The organism is Mesorhizobium sp. M0778 (assembly GCF_040320105.1).
Lineage (GTDB): Bacteria > Pseudomonadota > Alphaproteobacteria > Rhizobiales > Rhizobiaceae > Mesorhizobium.
The window spans coordinates 210,361-228,003 of the sequence record NZ_JAMYPA010000001.1; the positions used below are offsets into that span (position 1 = coordinate 210,361).

Genomic DNA, 17,643 nt, shown 5'->3' on the forward strand with positions numbered 1-17,643 from the left:
CACTATTGTTGCCGCCACAGATAACCGGGTATCGTTGAGGCATGCCCGAGGCCAGTGCAGACATCATCAGGCCTGACGGCGCCGAAAAACATTTCGGCGCCGTCAGTATGGACATCATAAGACTGGACGGAGCCGAAAAACATTTCGGCGCCGTCAGGGCGCTCGACGGTGTCGATTTCAGCGTTCGTGCCGGAGAATGCGTCGGTCTCGTCGGCCATAACGGCGCCGGAAAGTCGACGCTCATGCATATGGTGGCCGGCACGCTTACCCCCGACAGCGGGCAGATCGCGGTCCGTGGCGGCGTCGAGGCAAGTTATTCGGTGCCGCGCGCACAGCAGCTCGGCATACGTTGCGTTTTCCAGGAACTGTCGCTCTGCCCGAACCTCAGCGTCGCCGAGAATACGCGGATCAACCACGCCTCGCTTAATGGCTTCGGCTGGCGGCGCAAGGCCGCCCATCTGATTGCCGCCAAGCTCGACGAGATATTCCCCGGCCACAGCATCTCGGCATCCGACATCGTCGGCGATCTTTCCATCACCAGCCGGCAGATGGTGGAGGTGGCGCGCGCCTTCACGGTCACGCAGGAGCCGCTCGAACTGGTCATCCTCGACGAGCCGACATCCTCGCTCGATGCGCATACCGCCGGCCAGCTGCTGGCGTTCGTGCGCCGCTTCATCGCCGCCGGCAAGAGCTGCATCCTGATCTCGCATGTGCTGGGCGAAGTGCTCGGAAATGCCGATCGCATCGTGGTGATGCGCGACGGCAAGGTGGTCGCCGCCGGGCAGGCCGACGCCTTCGACCGCGACAGGCTGGTGACGGCGATGGGCGGAGCGGAGGCGCGCGAGAAGGCCGCCGCAGAGATTGCGAGCGGCAAGCCGGAGCCCGGTCCGCTGCGGGTCCGGGCGCGGCCGGCGCGACAGCAGGACGGCAATGAGCTCATCGCCCGTGCCGGTGAGATCATCGGCCTTGCCGGACTTGCCGGGCATGGCCAGACCGACCTGTTGCTGGCGATCTTTGCCGCGGCTTCCCGCGCCAAGACCGGCATCGAGGTCACCGCGCCGGTGGCGCTGGTTGCCGGCGACCGCCAGTCGGACGGGATTTTTCCGCAATGGTCGATCGCCGAGAACATCGGCATCCGTTCGCTGGCGCGATTGCGCAACGGCCTCTTGATCTCGCCGCAGCGCGAAGCCGAGCTCGCCCAGCTGTGGCAGCGGAAAATCGGCATCCGCACGCCCGACATGAACAACAACATCTTCTCGCTGTCCGGCGGCAACCAGCAGAAGGCCTTGTTCGCGCGGGCGCTCGGCTCCGACGCCAAGATCGTGCTGATGGACGATCCGATGCGCGGCGTCGATATCGGAACCAAGCTCGAAGTCTACGATCTCGTGCGCGAAGAAGCTCGCCATGGCCGCACATTCCTCTGGTACACCACCGAAACCGAAGAGCTCGACAATTGCGACCACATCTATGTGTTCAAGAACGGCCGGATCGTCGCCAACCTTCGTCGCGACGAACTGACGGAGGAAAAGATCATCCAGTCCTCGTTTGGCGACGCGGCCTGAGATGACGGCGGCATCCATCGAGAATGGGCTAAAATCGTCGGCTCGCGCCACGAGGCGGGCGCGCATGCTGCGCAGCCTGCTGCCGGCACTGTCGTTGGCGCTGGTGCTCATCGCTATCGCCTGGCTCAACCCGCGCGCCATCAGCTATTTCGGCTTCAGCCTGATGCTCAATCTGGCGATCCCGATCGCGCTGGCGACGATCGCGCAGATGTTCGTCATCGCCGGCAACGAGCTCGATTTGTCAATCGGCACCTTTGTCGGCTTCGTCGGCTGCGTCACGGCGACATGGCTGAAGGACGCGCCGTTGCTCGGCGTCGTCATCCTGCTCGGGTCGATCGGTGTCTACGCGCTGCTCGGCGCGCTGATCCATCTGCGCAACCTGCCCTCGATCGTGGTGACGCTCGGCATGAGTTTCGTCTGGCAGGGCCTGGCCATCCTGATCCTGCCAAAGCCCGGCGGCAAGGCGCCGGACTGGCTGCTGGCGCTGATGGCCTTCAAGCCACCCTTCATTCCGTTCCCGATCATCGCGGCATTGCTGATCGCGGCGGTCGTCCACTTTGGCCTGATGCGCACCTCCTATGGTGTCATCCTGCGTGGATCGGGCGGCAATTCAGCCGCACTCAAGCGCGCCGGCTGGTCGCTGCTCCGTACCAAAATCGCGCTGTTTGCGCTGACCGGCCTGTTCGGCGTTTTGTCCGGCATGGCGCTGATCGGCATCACCACCTCGGCCGACGCCAATATCGGCAATGGCTACACGTTGCTTTCGATCGCCGGCGTCATCCTCGGCGGCGGTGAGTTCGTCGGCGGCCGGGTGTCGCCGATCGGCGCCGTCATCGGCGCGTTGACGCTGGCGCTGGCCGCATCGCCACTGCTGACGTTCATGCACATTCCGCCCGACTGGCAGGTTGCCGCCAATGGCGCCATCCTGATCATCGTGCTGGCGGCCCGGGTGCTGATCAGCCGCAGGGAGAGGTGAGCATGGTCTCGCTGCGGACACTGCTCGCCAGACCCTGGATCTGGTCGTTCTTCGGGGCGCTGCTGGTGTGGCTGGCGACGATCGCCTTCACCGGCGGCTATGGCGGAGGCGGGATGATCACGGCGGCGCTGTCGCTTGCCGTCTTCACCGTCATCGTCGGCGTCGGCCAGATGTTCGTCATCACGCTCGGGCCGGGCAATGTCGACCTGTCGCTGCCGGCCAATATCGGCCTTGCCAGTGCTGTCGCCATGAAGGTCATGGACGGCAATGATGCGATGATCGCGGTCGGGCTGCTGGCCGCGCTTGCCTGCGGCATGGCGATCGGTGCCGTCAACTACCTTCTGATATGGGCGCTGCGCATTCCGCCGATCATCGCGACGCTGTCGGCCAGCTTCGTCATCCAGTCGGTCGACATCAGCTATGGGCGCGGCTTGCAGATCAAGCCGCCGCCGGGCTTTGCCGATTTCACCAACTGGCAGGTGTTCGGCATCCCGGTGCTGGCGATCCTGACCGTGCTGTTCACCATCGGCGCCGGCATCGTTTTGCAGCGCATGATCTACGGACGCTCGGTGCTGGCGATCGGCCAGAACATCCGCGCCGCCTGGCTGGCAGGCGTCAATGTCGGCCGCACCCGCTTCCTCACCTACACGCTGTCGGGCGCGCTCGGCGGCCTCGACGGTGCACTGCTCGCCGGTTATTTCCGCGGCGCCAATGTCGATATCGGCAATGAGTATCTGCTGGCGTCGATCGCGGTCGTCGTCATCGGTGGCACGTCGGTAGCCGGCGGCAAGGCCAATGTGCCGGGGGTCTGGGGCGCGGCGCTGTTCCTCGTGCTGCTGTTGACCATGCTCAACACGTTCGGCGTAAGCGTCGGCGTGCGCCTGGTGCTGACCGGGCTGATCATCGTCGGCGTCATCACCGCGGCCGGCGGGCAGAAGGCGCTGCGCTAAGGCAAGGCCACCCGGCGGCGAGAGGATATCGATCCGGCCCGCAAACATGTGGTTCCCATCCGCATGCCAGCGCTGTAAATCCCGTCGGGCTCCTGGCCAACATCATTGTATGAGGTTTGCGTGCCCGATTTCGTCAGCACTACAAGGCACGGCAACGTCGCGCTGGTGACCATCGACAATCCGCCGGTCAACGCGCTGAGCTTCCATGTGCGCGAGCCGTTGATGCGGGCGCTCGTTTCCCTGCGGGACGAGCCGTCGGTGGGAGCAATCGTGATAGCCTGCGCCGGGCGGACCTTCGTCGCCGGCGCCGACATCACCGAATTCGGCAGACCGGCGCAGCAGCCGGAATTGCGCGCCATTGTCGCCGTGCTGGAAACCATCGCCAAGCCGACGGTCGCCGCCATTCACGGCACTGCGCTCGGCGGCGGCCTGGAACTGGCGCTCGGCTGCCATTTCCGTGTTGCCGACCGAGCGGCAAGGCTCGGCCTGCCGGAAGTCAAGCTCGGCCTGCTGCCGGGCGGCGGCGGCACGGTTCGCCTGCCGCGCTTGGTTGGTCCGCTGAAGGCACTCAGCATGATCGTTTCGGGAACGCCGATCAATGCGGCCGAGGCGCGCGCCGCCGGTCTGGTGGATGCCGTCTTCGATGGCGACCTGACCGCGCAAGCGGTGAGTTTCGCCAGCGAAACGGCCGCGAAAGGCGGTCCGTTCACGCCGGTGCGCGACCGCAACGATCGCCTCGACCAGGCCGACTTGCCGGCCTTCGACAAGGAGGCGGCAACGCTTGCGGGCAAAGCGCGCGGTCTCGAGGCGCCGATAGCCTGTGCGCAGTCGGTCCGCAACGCCCTCACGCTGCCCTTCGACGAAGCGCTGGCGGCCGAACGCGACCTGTTCGTCAAGCTTGTCGCCGGCGACCAATCACGCGCGCAGCGGCATTTGTTCTTCGCTGAACGTGAGGCGGCAAAGCTTGCCGGCAAGGATGTCGTCAGGCGCAAGATCGCCCGGGTCGGCGTCATCGGCGCCGGCACGATGGGCGGCGGCATCGCCATGGCGTTCGCCAATGGCGGTCTTCCCGTGACCTTGCTGGAAACAACGCAGGAAGCATTGCAACGCGGGCTGGCGACGATCGACAAGAACTATGCCGTTTCCGTCACCCGCGGGTCGCTGAGCGAAGACGCCAAGCGCCAGCGGCTGGCTTTGTTCAGGGGCAGCACCGACTATGCAGACCTCGCCGATTGCGACCTGATCGTCGAGGCTGTGTTCGAGGAAATGGCGGTCAAGAAGGAGGTATTCGGCAGGCTCGATGCGGTGGCCAAACCGGGCGCGATCCTTGCCACCAACACCTCTTATCTCGACGTCAACGAGATCGCCGCTTCGACGTCGCGGCCGCAAGATCTCCTTGGCATGCATTTCTTTTCGCCGGCTAACGTCATGAAGCTTCTGGAAATCGTCCGCGCCGACAAGACCTCGCCGGACGTGCTGACGACCATCGTCGATCTGGCGCGGCGGATCGGCAAGGTGCCGGTCGTCGTCGGCGTCTGCCACGGCTTCGTCGGCAACCGCATGCTGGCGGCGCGGGGTGCGGAACTGGAGGCGCTTCTGCTCGAGGGTGCAATGCCGCGCCAGGTCGACCAGGTGTTCACCGATTTCGGCTGGCCGATGGGGCCGTTCCAGATGAGCGATCTCGCCGGCCTCGACATAGGCTGGCGCAACCGCAAGGCGCGTGGCCAGACGGCTGACATCGCCGACACGTTGTGCGAACAGGGCCATTTCGGCCAGAAGACCGGCAGCGGCTTCTATCGCTATGAGAACGGTTCGCGCACGCCGCTGCCCGATCCGGAGGTCGAAGCGCTCATCCACAACAAGGCTGCTGAACGCGGCATTGCACCGCGGGCAATCGGCGCCGAGGAGATCATCGAGCGCACGCTCTATCCGATGATCAACGAGGGCGCCAAAATCCTCGAGGAACAGATTGCCGCCCGCGCGTCCGATATCGACGTCGTCTGGGTCAACGGCTATGGCTTCCCGGTCGGCAAGGGCGGGCCGATGTTCTGGGCAAGCCGCGAAGGCGTGGACAAGATCATCCGGCGGTTGGATCACTGGCACCAGCAGACCGGCGAGGACGTCTTCCGGGCCGCACCTCTGCTCAGGCAAATGGCCGAAACCGGTTCCTGGGACGGCGCTGCCGGCTGAACTTGGGACTACCGAATCCGTGCATCCATGATCTCGACAAAACGCGCGAATAGGCCCGCCTGCGATTTGATCTTGAGCTTGCGGTAGATGTTACGGCGATGGACTTTTACGGTTCCCGGCACGATGCGCATCGCCCTGGCGATTGATTCCGTGGAATGGCCCTGAAGCACCAGGTCGACGACATGCTGTTCGCGCGGCGTGAGCGAAAGGCTCTTCCAGATGTGAGCACGTTCGAACTCGCTGACTGGAGCAATCGTTTCGTCCTGCTTCGTCTCTGCCGGTTTGTCGGCCGGAAGATCATGCCAGCGCAGCCTGATGAGATTGATCACCGCAGGCGCCATGTCGCGCAGCAACCTCGCATCGGCGGTTCCGAAAGGTCCCGAAGCGCGCAATCGCATCAGCGAGAGCACCAGTGCGTCCTTTCCCGGCAGCGGCACAAAAAAGCCGACCTCCTCCGCAAGTCTGGTCTGGCTGTAATAGGAGCGGTAATATTCGCTGGCATAGAAGCGATCCGGCGCCAATTCGCGCATGCGCCAAAAGCCTTCCTTGCGCTCGACCGCAGCATGGTGGAACGGATCGAGCAGATAAGGCCCTTCCTGATAGAGCGCGACGAAGACGTGGCTGTCGGCCGGCGAGAATGTCTCGAACAGCAGCGGCGGGCGTAAGGCGCCGCGATAGCCGAAGATCACGCAATGATCGAAGCTGACATGCTGCCGGAGCCAGGCCACCATTGCCTTGCCGAAAAGCTCGCCGCTGGTCTCCCGCGTCGCTGCGATGAGCGCAGCGAGCCGGCTGTATTCATCGCTGCGCGAAACGCCCAATTCATACCCCTCCAGACGAGAAAATAGACAAAATATACCACCTGGGAGGTATATACTAGCCGCCATTGGCTCTGATAGCGTTTCGAGATCAACTAGCCGCTGGAGCCCGCAGCTTTGACCGCAGTGCCCGACATCGAGTTTCGCGGGGTCACCAAACGCTACGGCAGCGTGATCGCGGTCAGCGGCATCGATCTTGCCATCCCGCCGTCTGCCTTTGTCGCCTTGCTCGGGCCGTCCGGCTGCGGCAAGACAACCTGTTTGCGCATGATCGGCGGCTTCGAACAGCCAAGCGAAGGCGCGGTATTCATCCGTGGCCACGACATGGCCGGCACGCCGCCCTATCGGCGGCCGGTCAACATGGTGTTCCAGCAATATGCGTTGTTTCCGCATCTGGATGTCGAGGACAACATCGCCTATGGCCTGCGCCAGGCGCGGCCGCGCCTGTCGTCGCGCGAGATCAGCCTGAAAGCAGGCGAGGCGCTCGCCATGGTGCGGCTTGCCGGCTATGGACGCCGCAAGATCCATGAGCTTTCCGGCGGCCAGCAGCAGCGTGTCGCCCTGGCGCGGGCGCTGGTCAACAAACCGGCGGTGCTGCTGCTCGACGAGCCCCTGGCGGCGCTCGACAAGAAGCTGCGCACCGACATGCAGATAGAGCTGCAGAACCTGCAGCGCGAGATCGGCATCACCTTCGTCCTGGTCACCCACGATCAGGAAGAAGCACTGTCGATGAGCGATTTCGTCTGCGTCATGAATGGCGGGCGTATCGTCCAGCTTGGGCAGCCGAGCGAAATCTACGACGAACCCGCCGACCTCTTTGTCGCCGATTTCGTCGGCAAGACCAATCTGTTGAGCGGCAAGGTCGTCGGGCTCTCGGGCAAGCTCGTCGAGGTGGCGCTTGCCGATGGCACTGTCATTGCCGCGCGCAAGCGGACTTCGATGGCTCAGGGTGAAGCCGTTTCGGTCAGCCTGCGCCCTGAATCGCTAAGCCTCGGCGCGCCCGGAAGCGGCCGGCTGAACGGGCTTGTCCGCAACCGGATCTTTCTCGGTTCGACCGCGGAATATGCAATCGAGGTCCAGGGCATCGGGACGCTGCTCGCAAAGGCCGATCATCTGATTGGCGGTGGAAATCTCTTCAAGCCGGGTGAACCCGTTGCCATCGGCTTTGCAGCCGGAACGCCGCTGGCGTTTCCGGAGAATAACGGAACCAACCAGAGGGAAAACAAAAATGTCGAAATCATATCGTGACGGACTGCCGATAAGCCCTGAAAAGTTCGTCGATCAATTGATGCGCCTCAAGCGGGGTTCCATCGGCCGCCGCGAGTTCCTTGGCCTTACCGGCCTGGGCATCGCAACGGCGGTGATGGCCCGCGAGCTCGGCATCATGCCGACGCCGGCTTTCGCCCAGGAAGGTCTTGGCGACCGCATGTCGATTGCCACCTGGCCCAATTATCACGACCCGGCGACGTTCGAGAATTTCCAGGCCGAGACCGGCGTTGCCGTCGAGGTCAATGTGTTCGGCTCAAACGAGGAGATGCTGGCCAAGCTGCAGGCCGGCGCCTCGGGCTGGAGCCTTTTCGTTCCAACCAACTACACGATCTCGACTTACAAGAAGCTCGGCATCATCGAAGCGCTCGATATGGCCAAGCTTGCCAATTATGACGGCTCGCAAGAAGACCCGCGCTTCACTGGGGAAGGCACCATCGACGGCGTGACCTACGCTGTGCCGAAGAATTGGGGCACCACCGGCTTTGCCGTCAACACCAAGAAACTGGCCAAGCCGATGACGAGCTGGAAGGAATTCTGGGACACGGCGATGGCGGAGGGCGACGGCCGGACCATGGTTCATGATTACCAGCTGACCACGATCGGCAACGCGCTGAAATATTTCGGCTTCTCGTTCAACTCGCTGAAGCCGGACGAACTCGCCAAGGCGGAGGAATTGCTGCTGAAGGTCAAGCCGCATCTGTTCGCGGTCTCCAGCGACTACCAGCCGTCGATGCGTGCCGGCGACGCCTGGATGACGATGTGCTGGACCAATGACGGGGCGCAGCTCCACCGCGACATCCCCGAAATCGCCTACGTGCTTGGCAAGGAAGGCGGCGAGATCTGGACCGACTTCTACGCAATCCCCAAGGATGCGCCCAACAAGCCTGCGGGTTATGCCTTGCTCAACTATTTGATGAACCCGAAAGTCGCGGTCAGGGAGCACCTGGCCAACGGTGCGCCTTCCACCGATGCGCGGGTCAATGCGCTGCTGCCCAAGGAGGTGCTGGAAAATCCGATCCTCTATCCGGCGGCGGATCTGCTCAAGCCACTCGAATTCGGTGCAGCCGCGACCTTGACCGACCCGGGCCGGGCCGAATTGATGGCACGCTTCAAGTCGGCTTGAACCGGGCGGACCAAAGGTCCGATGCAGGCAACTCCCCCGGCGGACAGATGTCCGCCGGCGTCGGGGCGATTTTTCAATGCGCAGCAATGTTCTTCGTCACAATCTCCTGACCGCCCTGCTGCTCGGTCCGGCGACCGCATGGCTGTTGGTGTTTTTAGTTTTGCCGTTCGTGGCGATCGCCGTTTTCAGCGTCGGCGAGCGGGCGCCGGAAGGCGGCTATCAGGCCGCTTTCACCTTGGCGCAGTATGCCAATCTTCCGGCGCGGGCGACCGCCTTCTGGAACACCATGGTGCTGGCGCCGGCCGGTGCACTGGCCTGTCTTCTCGTTGCCTATCCGGTCGCCTATTACCTCGCCTTGCGCGCGCCGGAGCGGTGGCGGCTGATCCTGCTTGCGCTTGTCGTCATCCCGTTCTGGACCAGCCTGCTGATGCGGACTTATGCCTGGATGTATGTGCTTGGCGGGCGCGGCGTCCCAGCTCTGCTGGCCTATGTCGGGATGGAGGATGTGCGGCTGATCAATACGCCGGGAGCGGTTCTGCTCGGCATCGTCTATGGTTATCTGCCGCTGATGATCCTGCCGATCTATGTCAGCCTCGAGCGGCTCGATCGCCGGCTGCTGGAGGCCTCCGCCGATCTCGGCGCGACGCCGATCTCGACATTCCTCGGCGTGACGCTGCGGCTGTCGCTGCCAGGTGTGATGACCGGCTTCTCGCTGGTCATGATCCTGTTGCTCGGCGAATATCTGATCCCAACGCTACTCGGCGGCGGCAAGGTCTTCTTCATCGGCAACGCGCTGGTCGATCTGTTCCTGCAATCGCGCAACTGGCCGTTCGGATCGGCAATCGCCATAACCCTTGTAGCGGTTTCCGTGGTCGTGCTGCTTGCCGCGAACCGCATTTCGACACGGCTTTCGGGTGCCCGCCGGGTGGACCTGATCTGATGCGTGCCTTCGTCGTTGCGGTCTTTGCCTTTCTCTACCTGCCGATCGCGCTGGTGGTGCTGTTCTCGTTCAACGCCGGCCACCACGCCAGCGAGTTCACTGGCTTCTCGGTGCAATGGTACGGCAAGGCACTGGCGAACCCGTTCCTGGTCGAAGCGCTGAAGAACAGCCTGTTAATCGCCACGACCAGCGCCTTGCTCGCGGCACTCTGCGGCACCGCGGCGGCGCTTGGCCTGGCGCGTGTCGGCGCGCGGACGCGAGCCGTCTTCGATGCGCTTTTGGGTGCTGCGATCGTCGTTCCTGGCGTCGTCATCGGCATCTCGACGCTGGTCGCGCTGGTCCAGCTATTCGGGGTGGTCAACCCGTTTGTCGCTTCGCTGTGGCCGAACGATCAGCCACCGCGCCTGGCGCTCGGCTATGGCTCGATCATCGCCGCGCACGGGCTGTTTTCGATGGCGCTGGTGGCGATGATCGTCGGCACGCGCCTCGGCAGCCTCGACCGCAATCTGGTCGAGGCTTCGAGCGATCTTTACGCCACCCCGCTGACGACGTTCCGCAGCATCGTGTTGCCGCAGATCATGCCGGCGGTGGTCGCCGGCTTCCTGCTCGCCTTCACATTCTCCTTCGACGATTTCATCGTCGCTTTTTTCGTCGCCGGCGCGCAGACGACATTGCCGATCTATGTCTTTGCCTCGATCCGGCGCGGGGTCACGCCGGAGATCAATGCCATCGCGACGATCGTGCTCGTCGCCTCCGTTCTGCTCGTGGTGCTCGCCCAATGGCAATTGCGCCAGCGAAAACCATCCCACTGAAAGACAAAAACATGATTCTGAAAGATCGCATCGCCGTGGTGACGGGCGCCGGGTCGGGGATCGGGCGTGCCGGCGCCATGATAATGGCCAGGGAAGGCGCGCTCGTGGTGATCGCCGACAGGGACCAGGCGGCGGGGGAAGCAACCGCTTCCGACATTCGTGCGTCCGGCGGTCGGGCCGAAGCCGTCGCCACCGATGTCGGCGACGATGCGGCGGTCGAGCAGCTCGTCGCAGGAACGCTGGGCCGGCATCGGCGGATCGACATCCTGCACAATCATGCCGGGATCCAGGTCGGCGGCACGCTGACCGAAGTCGGCGCCGACGGCATGGATGCCTCCTGGCGGATCAATGTGCGGGCGCAGTTCCTCGCGGCCAGGCTGGTCATGCCGTCGATGATCGCGCAAGGCGGCGGGGTGATCCTGAATACCGCCTCGAATTCGGGTGTGTTCTACGACCGCGAAATGATCGCCTACGCGACCTCAAAACATGCCGTGGTGGCGATGACCCGGCAGATGTCGCTCGACTATGCCCGGCACAATGTCCGCGTCAACGCGTTGTGCCCCGGCTGGGTCGACACGCCCTTCAACGAACCGTTTATCGCGCAGATGGGCGGGCGGGCGGCGATCGAAAACTATGTCCGCACCAAGATCCCCATGCAGCGCTGGGCCAGCGCCCAGGAAATCGCCGAAGCGATCCTGTTTCTCGTTTCCGACCGCTCGTCCTTCATGACCGGGCAGGCGTTGGTGATCGACGGCGGTGAAAGCATCGGCTGATCCGCAGCTCCCGGCGGGCGGGAGCTGAAATTCCCTTTGGCCTAACGGCCGGCGGCAAGATGTGCTTTCGTCTCAAGGAGAATGCGGCCAACATGGCTGGGCCGGGAGCAGAAATCGTCAGCGCAAAGGGAAGCTGCATAATGGCCGAGGCCTATATCTGCGACTATATCCGCACGCCGATCGGCCGCTTCGGCGGTTCGTTGTCGGCGGTGCGTGCCGACGATCTCGGCGCAATCCCGCTGAGGGCGCTGGTCGAGCGCAATCCCGGCATCGACTGGGCTGCCATCGACGACGTCGTCTATGGCTGCGCCAATCAGGCCGGTGAGGACAATCGCAATGTGGCGCGCATGGTACTGCTGCTGGCCGGCCTGCCGAAGGAGATTTCCGGCTCGACCGTCAATCGCCTCTGCGGTTCGGGCATGGATGCCGTCATCATCGCAGCGCGCGCGATCAAGGCCGGCGAGGCGGAGCTGATGATATCCGGCGGCGTCGAATCGATGTCGCGCGCACCGTTCGTGCTGCCGAAGGCCGAGACCGCGTTTTCGCGCAATGCCGAAGTTCACGATACCACGATCGGCTGGCGCTTCGTCAATCCACTGATGAAGAAGCAATACGGCGTCGATTCGATGCCGGAGACGGGCGAGAACGTGTCGGAAGAGTTCGCCGTCTCTCGCGCCGACCAGGATGCGTTTGCCGTGCGCAGCCAGGACAAGGCGGTCGCCGCACAAGCCAATGGCCGGCTGGCAAAGGAAATCACGCCGGTGACGATCGCGCAGCGCAAGGGTGACCCGATCGTCGTCTCGAAGGACGAACATCCGCGCTCGGGTACCACGATCGAGGCGCTGGCCAAATTGCCGACGCCGTTCCGGCAAGGCGGCACGGTTACGGCCGGCAACGCGTCGGGCGTTAACGATGGTGCCGCGGCGCTGATCGTCGCCTCGGAAACCGCCGTGAAAAGATACGGGTTGACGCCGATCGCCCGCATCTTCGGCGGTGCCACCGCCGGCGTGGCGCCGCGCATCATGGGCATTGGTCCGGTGCCGGCCACGCAGAAGCTATGCGCCCGGCTCGGCCTGGAGCCGCAACAATTCGATGTCATCGAGCTCAACGAGGCCTTCGCCTCGCAAGGCATCGCCGTGCTGCGCCAACTCGGCATTGCCGAGGATGCGGAGCACGTCAACCCGAATGGCGGCGCCATCGCGCTCGGCCATCCGCTCGGCATGTCCGGGGCGCGCATCACCGGCACGGCGGCATTGGAACTGCGCGAACGCGGCGGCCGCTACGGCCTCGCGACCATGTGCATCGGTGTCGGCCAGGGCATAGCGGTGGCGCTGGAGAGATTGTGAGCGAGCAACTCCGGCCGTTCTGAAGGTGCGGCTGCGCGAATTCCCACGTCGTTCCGCCCTTCAAATTTGACCATGTGGACAAAAGCCGGGCACCGTTCCATAGTTCCTTCGCTGATATTCCAGAGAAGAGAGCCGGCTCGACACGGCGCCAATCAGAGGGGCATGCAATGGACAACGGGAAGAGCAGAATCCAATCGAAACGCGAAGGGCTTTCGCGACGCAACGTGCTGGAGCTGGGCGCGCTCGGCCTTGCGGCGGCGATGCTGCCGGGCAGCGCCTTTGCTAAGACCAAGAAGCTGAAAGTGGCGGCGATCTTCGCCACGCCGATCGAGGAGCCGTGGGACAACCAGATCCACGTCGCCCTGCAGAAGGCCGAGAAGGAACTCGGCATCGAGTACAAATGGTCGGAGAAGGTGCAGACCGCCGATTTCAGCCGTGTCATGCGCGAATATGCGCAAGGCGGCTATGAGCTGGTGCTGGGCGATGCCTTCGCCGCCGAGCGCGAATCCCGCAGGACCGCCAAGCAGTTCCCGAAGACCGCCTTCCTGTTCGGCTCCGGCGCCGGGCCGGCCGAGCCGAACTTCGGCGTTTTCGACAACTGGATTCACGAGCCGGCCTATCTGTCCGGCATGATCGCCGGAAAGATGTCGAAATCGGGCACGATCGGCGCGGTCGCGGCTATGGGCATTCCGGAAGTGAACCGGCTGGTCAACGCCTTCTTTGCCGGCGCCAGGGAGGTCAATCCCAACATCAAGAAGAAGGTCGCCTTCATCGGCTCGTTCTTCGATCCGCCAAAGGCAAAGGAAGCGGCTGTTGCCCAGATCGACGCTGGCGTCGACGTCATCTATGCCGAGCGCTTCGGCGTCATCGAAGCGGCGGCGGAGAAGAAGATCCTCGCCATCTCCAACATGTCGGACCAGTCGAGCCTCGGCCCCGACACGGTGATCACCGGGCCGGTCTGGGACATGTATCCGACCGTCGAGCAGGCGATCAAGCTGGTCAAGGCCGGGGTCTTCACCGCGCAGGATTACGGCGATTTCTCGCGCATGGCCAAGGGCGGCTCCTACCTCGCGCCGTACCATAAATTCGACAAGACGCTGCCGGCCGAGGTCAAGGAATTGGTCGAGAGGAAGAAGGCCGAGATCCTCGACGGCAATTTCCGAGTCGACGTGGACGAGAATACGCCGGTCTCGGACTGAGTGCGCCCGCCCCTCCCCCTTGAGGGGAGGGTGGCCCGCAGGGCCGGGTGGGGTCCTCCGCGACGCGCTCCGTCTCTTAAGTCAAAAGTCGAGGCGGTTGAGGCGACCCCTCCCGCCTCGCTTCGCTCGGTACCTCCCCGCAAGGGGGAAGGGTATCCGCGCCATCTCTCACCAGGAGTGCCCTTGCCCGCCCCTCTCATCGAAATGCGCGGCATCACCAAGAGCTTCGGCGCCGTCAAGGCGAACGAGGCCGTCGATCTCAGCGTCGCGCCGGGTGAAATCCTCGGGTTGCTCGGCGAAAACGGCGCCGGCAAGACGACGCTGATGAACGTGCTGTTCGGCGCCTATGCGCCCGACGCCGGCGAGATCCTGGTGCAGGACCGGCCAGTGGCGATCAACAGCTCGGCCGATGCGCTGGCCGCCGGCATCGGCATGGTGCACCAGCATTTTCATCTCGCACCGCGACTTTCGGTGCTGGAGAACCTCTTGATCGGCATTCCCGGCAGATCGGGCCGGATCGACCGCGCCGGGGGGCTGGCGCGGCTCGCCGAGATCGGCCGCCAGCATGGGCTGGCGCTCGACCCGGACCTTCCCGTTTCGGCGCTGTCGGTCGGCGAGCAACAGCGGCTCGAAATCGTCAAGGCATTGTTTCGCGGCGCAAGGCTGCTGATCCTCGACGAGCCGACGGCGGTGCTGGCGCCAACCGAGGTCGACGGACTGTTTTCGGCGCTGCGCTCGATGGCGGCACAGGGGCTCGGCATCATCTTCATCTCGCACAAGCTCAACGAGGTGCGGGCGCTGACGCATCGCTGCGTCGTGCTCAGGCACGGGCGCGTTGCCGGCCGCGTCGATACGCCGGCCAGCACGATATCTTCGGAGATGGCGCGGCTGATGTGCGGCCACGAGATCGTGCCTCCGGCCAGGGGACCGTCGACACCGGGTCCGGCGGTGCTGACCCTCAATGGTATCTCGACATCGCATCATTCCGGCATGGCGCTGCGCGATGTGTCGCTGTCGGTACGCGGCGGCGAGATCCTCGGCATTGCCGGCGTCTCCGGCAACGGCCAGCGGGCGCTTGCCGAGGTCATCTCCGGCGTGCGAGCGCCCGATGCCGGCCGCATGACGATAGCCGGCAAAGCCGTTTCGCGGTTCTCGCCGAGCGCAGTGCAGGCGCTCGGCCTTGGCCGCATCCCGGAAGACCGTATGACGACCGGGCTGGTCACCAATCTGCCGCTTGCCGATTCGATGGTGCTGCCGCGCATCGGCACGGTGGCGTTCAGCCGCAACGGCCTGCTCAGACAGGATGCGATCCGCACCTTCGCCGAGGCGCAGATCAAGGCCTACGATATACGTTGCCCCGGGCCGATGACGCGCGCCGGGGCGCTGTCCGGCGGCAATCTGCAGAAGGCGCTTTTGGCGCGCGAACTCGCCTTCGACCCAAAGGTGCTGATCGTTTCGCAGCCGACACGCGGCCTCGATATTGGTGCCGCGCGCTTCATCCACGAAAAATTCCTCGACATGCGCGCCAAGGGCTGCGGCATTATCGTTATCGGCGAGGACCTGGAAGAGTTGCTGATGCTCTGCGACCGCATTGCCGTGATGTATGAGGGCCGCATCGTCGGCACGCTGAACAGCGCCGATGCCAGCGTCGCCAGACTCGGGTTGATGATGACCGGGGCGGAGGCCTGATGTTCCGTCTCGAGGCCCGCACCTCAACGCCCGCCTGGTTCAATCTGGCGCTGCCGCTGCTCGCCATCGGCGCGACGCTGATCCTGTGCAGCGGCCTCATTGCATTGGCCGGCGCCGGCGTCGTCGAGGCATATGGCGTGATGTTTTCGGCGTCGTTGGGCGACAGCTACGCCATCACCGAAACGCTGGTGCGTGCCGCGCCGATGATCTTCACCGGTCTTGCCGTGGCGGTCGCTTTCCGCGCCAAATTCTGGAACATCGGCGCCGAAGGGCAATTGCTGGCCGGTGCGGTGGCGAGCTGTGCCGTCGGCGCCATCCCGATGCCGGGGCCGCTCGCCATGTTGCTGATGGCGCTGGCGGGCGCCGCCGCCGGCGCGGCCGTCGCCCTGATCCCTGCCACACTGCGGGTAAAATTCAGGGTCGATGACGTGGTCAGCTCGCTGCTGCTCAATTCGGTCATTTTCTACGCGCTGATGGCGCTGATCGAGGGCCCATGGAAGGATAGTTTCAGCGGCTACCCGATCTCGCCGCCGATCGAGGATTCAGCGAATTTCCCAGTGCTGCTCGAAGGCACGCGACTGCATCTCGGCGTCGTCGCGGCGCTGGTCGCCGCACCGGTCATCTGGTTCGTGGTCGCGCGCACGACGCTTGGTTTCCGCATCAGGGTCACCGGCGAGAACCCGGAAGCCGCGCGCTATGGCGGCATCAATGTCGAGCGGGTGCTGATTTCGACGGCGCTGCTATCAGGCGCGCTGGCCGGCCTTGCCGGCGTCGGCGAGGTCGGCGGCGTGCATTTCCAGGTGATGAGCGACATCTCGCCGGGCTATGGCTATTCCGGCATCGTCGTCGCCATGCTGGCGAGGCTCAATCCGCTCGGCGTCGTGCCGGCGGCGATCTTCCTTGCTGCCGTCATGACCGGCGCCGAGGCGATGTCGCGGGCGACCGGCGTTCCGGCCTTCCTCAGCGATGTCATCCAGGGAACGGCGCTGCTCGCCATGCTGGTGGCGCTGCTGTTCACCGCCTATCGCATCCGTCGCGTGGGAATAGCCAAATGAGCGTGGTGCTGGAGCAGATATTCCAGGTCGGCTTCCTGGCCGCCATCATCCGCATCGCCACGCCGCTTGCCTTCGCGACGCTGGGCGAGATGTTTTCCGAGCGCGCCGGCGTGCTCAATCTCGGCATCGAAGGCATCATGCTGTTGTCGGCAATGACCGGCTTCACCGCGGCGAGCCTCAGCGGCAGCCTTTGGCTTGGCGTGCTCGCCGCCGTGCTGACCGGCGCGCTGATGGGCGCCGTGCATGCGCTGTTCACGGTGGCGCTCGGCCTCAGCCAGCATGTCTGCGGCATCGGCGTGACGCTGTTCAGTTCAGGCCTTGCCTATTTCCTCTACAGGCTGATCTTCGGCCAGCAATCGGTACCGCCGAACATCAAGGGGTTCGAGACGCTGCCGATCCCGATATTATCCGGTATTCCGGTGCTTGGGCCGGCGGTGTTCAACCAGTTTTCGCTGGTCTACATGGCAATGCTGTCTATTCCCCTGGCCGCCTTCGTGCTCTACCGCACGCCATGGGGCCTGTCGGTCCGCATGGTCGGTGAAAACCCGCGCGCCGCTGATTCGGCCGGCGTCAGCGTCATCGCTACGCGCTTCCAGGCGGTGATCCTCGGCGGTGCCTTGATGGGGCTGGCCGGTGCCTTCCTGTCGATGGCGCAGTTCAACGCCTTCACCTTCGGCGTGGTTTCGGGGCGTGGCTGGGTGGCGATCGCACTCGTCGTCTTCGGCCGCTGGGATCCATGGCGCTCGGCAGGCGCCGCACTGTTGTTCGCCTTCGTCGACGCGCTGCAATTGCGCATGCAGGCAAGTGGGCTCGGCCACATTCCTTATGAGGCGTTCCTGATGCTGCCCTTCATCTTCACCATCGTCGCCATGGCGGTGATGTCGCGCAATGCGGTGGCTCCTTCGGCACTGCTCAAGCCGTTCCGGCGCGAAGAGCGGTAG

General features: G+C 64.3%; 15 protein-coding genes. 14 read left to right on the plus strand and 1 reads right to left on the minus strand.

Translation table 11 applies throughout. The features are described 5' to 3' along the window. Window positions 1-41 precede the first annotated feature (41 nt). The 4 genes from NKI22_RS01090 to NKI22_RS01105 all read left to right on the plus strand — a co-directional run bounded on the left by NKI22_RS01090 (window position 42) and on the right by NKI22_RS01105 (window position 5,678). On the plus strand, window positions 42-1,562 hold the full coding sequence (locus NKI22_RS01090; RefSeq protein WP_023721362.1) for a sugar ABC transporter ATP-binding protein: 1,521 nt from the start codon (window positions 42-44) through the stop codon (window positions 1,560-1,562). Between the two features lies 1 nt (window position 1,563). Then, window positions 1,564-2,538 carry an ABC transporter permease gene (locus tag NKI22_RS01095; protein ID WP_023721361.1) on the plus strand — a complete coding sequence of 325 codons (975 nt, stop codon included), beginning with the start codon at window positions 1,564-1,566 and terminating at the stop codon, window positions 2,536-2,538. A gap of 2 nt (window positions 2,539-2,540) precedes the next feature. After that, on the plus strand, window positions 2,541-3,488 hold the full coding sequence (locus NKI22_RS01100) for an ABC transporter permease (RefSeq protein WP_023721360.1): 948 nt from the start codon (window positions 2,541-2,543) through the stop codon (window positions 3,486-3,488). Window positions 3,489-3,608: 120 nt separating this feature from the next. Next, window positions 3,609-5,678: a 3-hydroxyacyl-CoA dehydrogenase NAD-binding domain-containing protein gene (locus tag NKI22_RS01105; protein ID WP_023721359.1), complete on the plus strand. Its 2,070-nt coding sequence runs from the start codon at window positions 3,609-3,611 to the stop codon at window positions 5,676-5,678. Between the two features lie 8 nt (window positions 5,679-5,686). Here the strand turns inward: NKI22_RS01105 and NKI22_RS01110 are convergent, their stop codons facing one another. Then, the gene (locus NKI22_RS01110) at window positions 5,687-6,499 is read right to left on the minus strand and encodes a response regulator transcription factor (RefSeq protein WP_352481005.1); all 813 of its coding nucleotides are present in this window, start codon (window positions 6,497-6,499) and stop codon (window positions 5,687-5,689) included. A 114-nt stretch (window positions 6,500-6,613) separates the two neighbouring features. Between NKI22_RS01110 and NKI22_RS01115 the strand changes: the two genes are divergently transcribed. The 10 genes from NKI22_RS01115 to NKI22_RS01160 all read left to right on the plus strand — a co-directional run bounded on the left by NKI22_RS01115 (window position 6,614) and on the right by NKI22_RS01160 (window position 17,643). Further along, window positions 6,614-7,744 carry an ABC transporter ATP-binding protein gene (locus tag NKI22_RS01115; protein WP_023721357.1) on the plus strand — a complete coding sequence of 377 codons (1,131 nt, stop codon included), beginning with the start codon at window positions 6,614-6,616 and terminating at the stop codon, window positions 7,742-7,744. Beyond that, window positions 7,725-8,888 carry an ABC transporter substrate-binding protein gene (locus NKI22_RS01120; protein WP_023721356.1) on the plus strand — a complete coding sequence of 388 codons (1,164 nt, stop codon included), beginning with the start codon at window positions 7,725-7,727 and terminating at the stop codon, window positions 8,886-8,888. Before NKI22_RS01115 ends, NKI22_RS01120 begins: the two co-directional genes overlap by 20 nt. A gap of 76 nt (window positions 8,889-8,964) precedes the next feature. Further along, window positions 8,965-9,828 carry an ABC transporter permease gene (locus tag NKI22_RS01125; protein ID WP_352481004.1) on the plus strand — a complete coding sequence of 288 codons (864 nt, stop codon included), beginning with the start codon at window positions 8,965-8,967 and terminating at the stop codon, window positions 9,826-9,828. Further along, window positions 9,828-10,640, plus strand: coding sequence for an ABC transporter permease (locus NKI22_RS01130; protein ID WP_023721354.1), 813 nt, complete (start codon window positions 9,828-9,830; stop codon window positions 10,638-10,640). Before NKI22_RS01125 ends, NKI22_RS01130 begins: the two co-directional genes overlap by 1 nt. A gap of 11 nt (window positions 10,641-10,651) precedes the next feature. Beyond that, the gene (locus NKI22_RS01135; protein WP_023721353.1) at window positions 10,652-11,413 is read left to right on the plus strand and encodes an SDR family NAD(P)-dependent oxidoreductase; all 762 of its coding nucleotides are present in this window, start codon (window positions 10,652-10,654) and stop codon (window positions 11,411-11,413) included. A gap of 140 nt (window positions 11,414-11,553) precedes the next feature. Next, window positions 11,554-12,759 carry a 3-oxoadipyl-CoA thiolase gene (gene pcaF / locus NKI22_RS01140; protein WP_352814956.1) on the plus strand — a complete coding sequence of 402 codons (1,206 nt, stop codon included), beginning with the start codon at window positions 11,554-11,556 and terminating at the stop codon, window positions 12,757-12,759. A 167-nt stretch (window positions 12,760-12,926) separates the two neighbouring features. Continuing rightward, window positions 12,927-13,958, plus strand: a complete 1,032-nt coding sequence (locus NKI22_RS01145) for a BMP family protein (protein WP_023721351.1) — start codon at window positions 12,927-12,929, stop codon at window positions 13,956-13,958. A 183-nt stretch (window positions 13,959-14,141) separates the two neighbouring features. Then, on the plus strand, window positions 14,142-15,647 hold the full coding sequence (locus NKI22_RS01150) for an ABC transporter ATP-binding protein (protein ID WP_502897675.1): 1,506 nt from the start codon (window positions 14,142-14,144) through the stop codon (window positions 15,645-15,647). After that, window positions 15,647-16,702 (plus strand): ABC transporter permease, encoded by a 1,056-nt coding sequence (locus tag NKI22_RS01155; RefSeq protein WP_023721349.1) that lies wholly within the window; start codon window positions 15,647-15,649, stop codon window positions 16,700-16,702. Before NKI22_RS01150 ends, NKI22_RS01155 begins: the two co-directional genes overlap by 1 nt. Continuing rightward, window positions 16,699-17,643, plus strand: coding sequence for an ABC transporter permease (locus tag NKI22_RS01160; protein ID WP_023721348.1), 945 nt, complete (start codon window positions 16,699-16,701; stop codon window positions 17,641-17,643). The genes NKI22_RS01155 and NKI22_RS01160 overlap by 4 nt, the downstream gene beginning before the upstream one ends.

What these genes read in the sequence shown, in the direction of transcription:
- NKI22_RS01135 (WP_023721353.1), top strand. Translation starts at nt 10,652, where the DNA reads ATGATTCTGAAAGATCGCATCGCCGTGGTGACGGGCGCCGGGTCGGGG.
- NKI22_RS01120 (WP_023721356.1), top strand. Translation starts at nt 7,725, where the DNA reads ATGTCGAAATCATATCGTGACGGACTGCCGATAAGCCCTGAAAAGTTC.
- NKI22_RS01090 (WP_023721362.1), top strand. Translation starts at nt 42, where the DNA reads ATGCCCGAGGCCAGTGCAGACATCATCAGGCCTGACGGCGCCGAAAAA.
- NKI22_RS01160 (WP_023721348.1), top strand. Translation starts at nt 16,699, where the DNA reads ATGAGCGTGGTGCTGGAGCAGATATTCCAGGTCGGCTTCCTGGCCGCC.
- NKI22_RS01145 (WP_023721351.1), top strand. Translation starts at nt 12,927, where the DNA reads ATGGACAACGGGAAGAGCAGAATCCAATCGAAACGCGAAGGGCTTTCG.
- NKI22_RS01100 (WP_023721360.1), top strand. Translation starts at nt 2,541, where the DNA reads ATGGTCTCGCTGCGGACACTGCTCGCCAGACCCTGGATCTGGTCGTTC.
- pcaF (WP_352814956.1), top strand. Translation starts at nt 11,554, where the DNA reads ATGGCCGAGGCCTATATCTGCGACTATATCCGCACGCCGATCGGCCGC.
- NKI22_RS01155 (WP_023721349.1), top strand. Translation starts at nt 15,647, where the DNA reads ATGTTCCGTCTCGAGGCCCGCACCTCAACGCCCGCCTGGTTCAATCTG.
- NKI22_RS01125 (WP_352481004.1), top strand. Translation starts at nt 8,965, where the DNA reads ATGCGCAGCAATGTTCTTCGTCACAATCTCCTGACCGCCCTGCTGCTC.
- NKI22_RS01130 (WP_023721354.1), top strand. Translation starts at nt 9,828, where the DNA reads ATGCGTGCCTTCGTCGTTGCGGTCTTTGCCTTTCTCTACCTGCCGATC.
- NKI22_RS01095 (WP_023721361.1), top strand. Translation starts at nt 1,564, where the DNA reads ATGACGGCGGCATCCATCGAGAATGGGCTAAAATCGTCGGCTCGCGCC.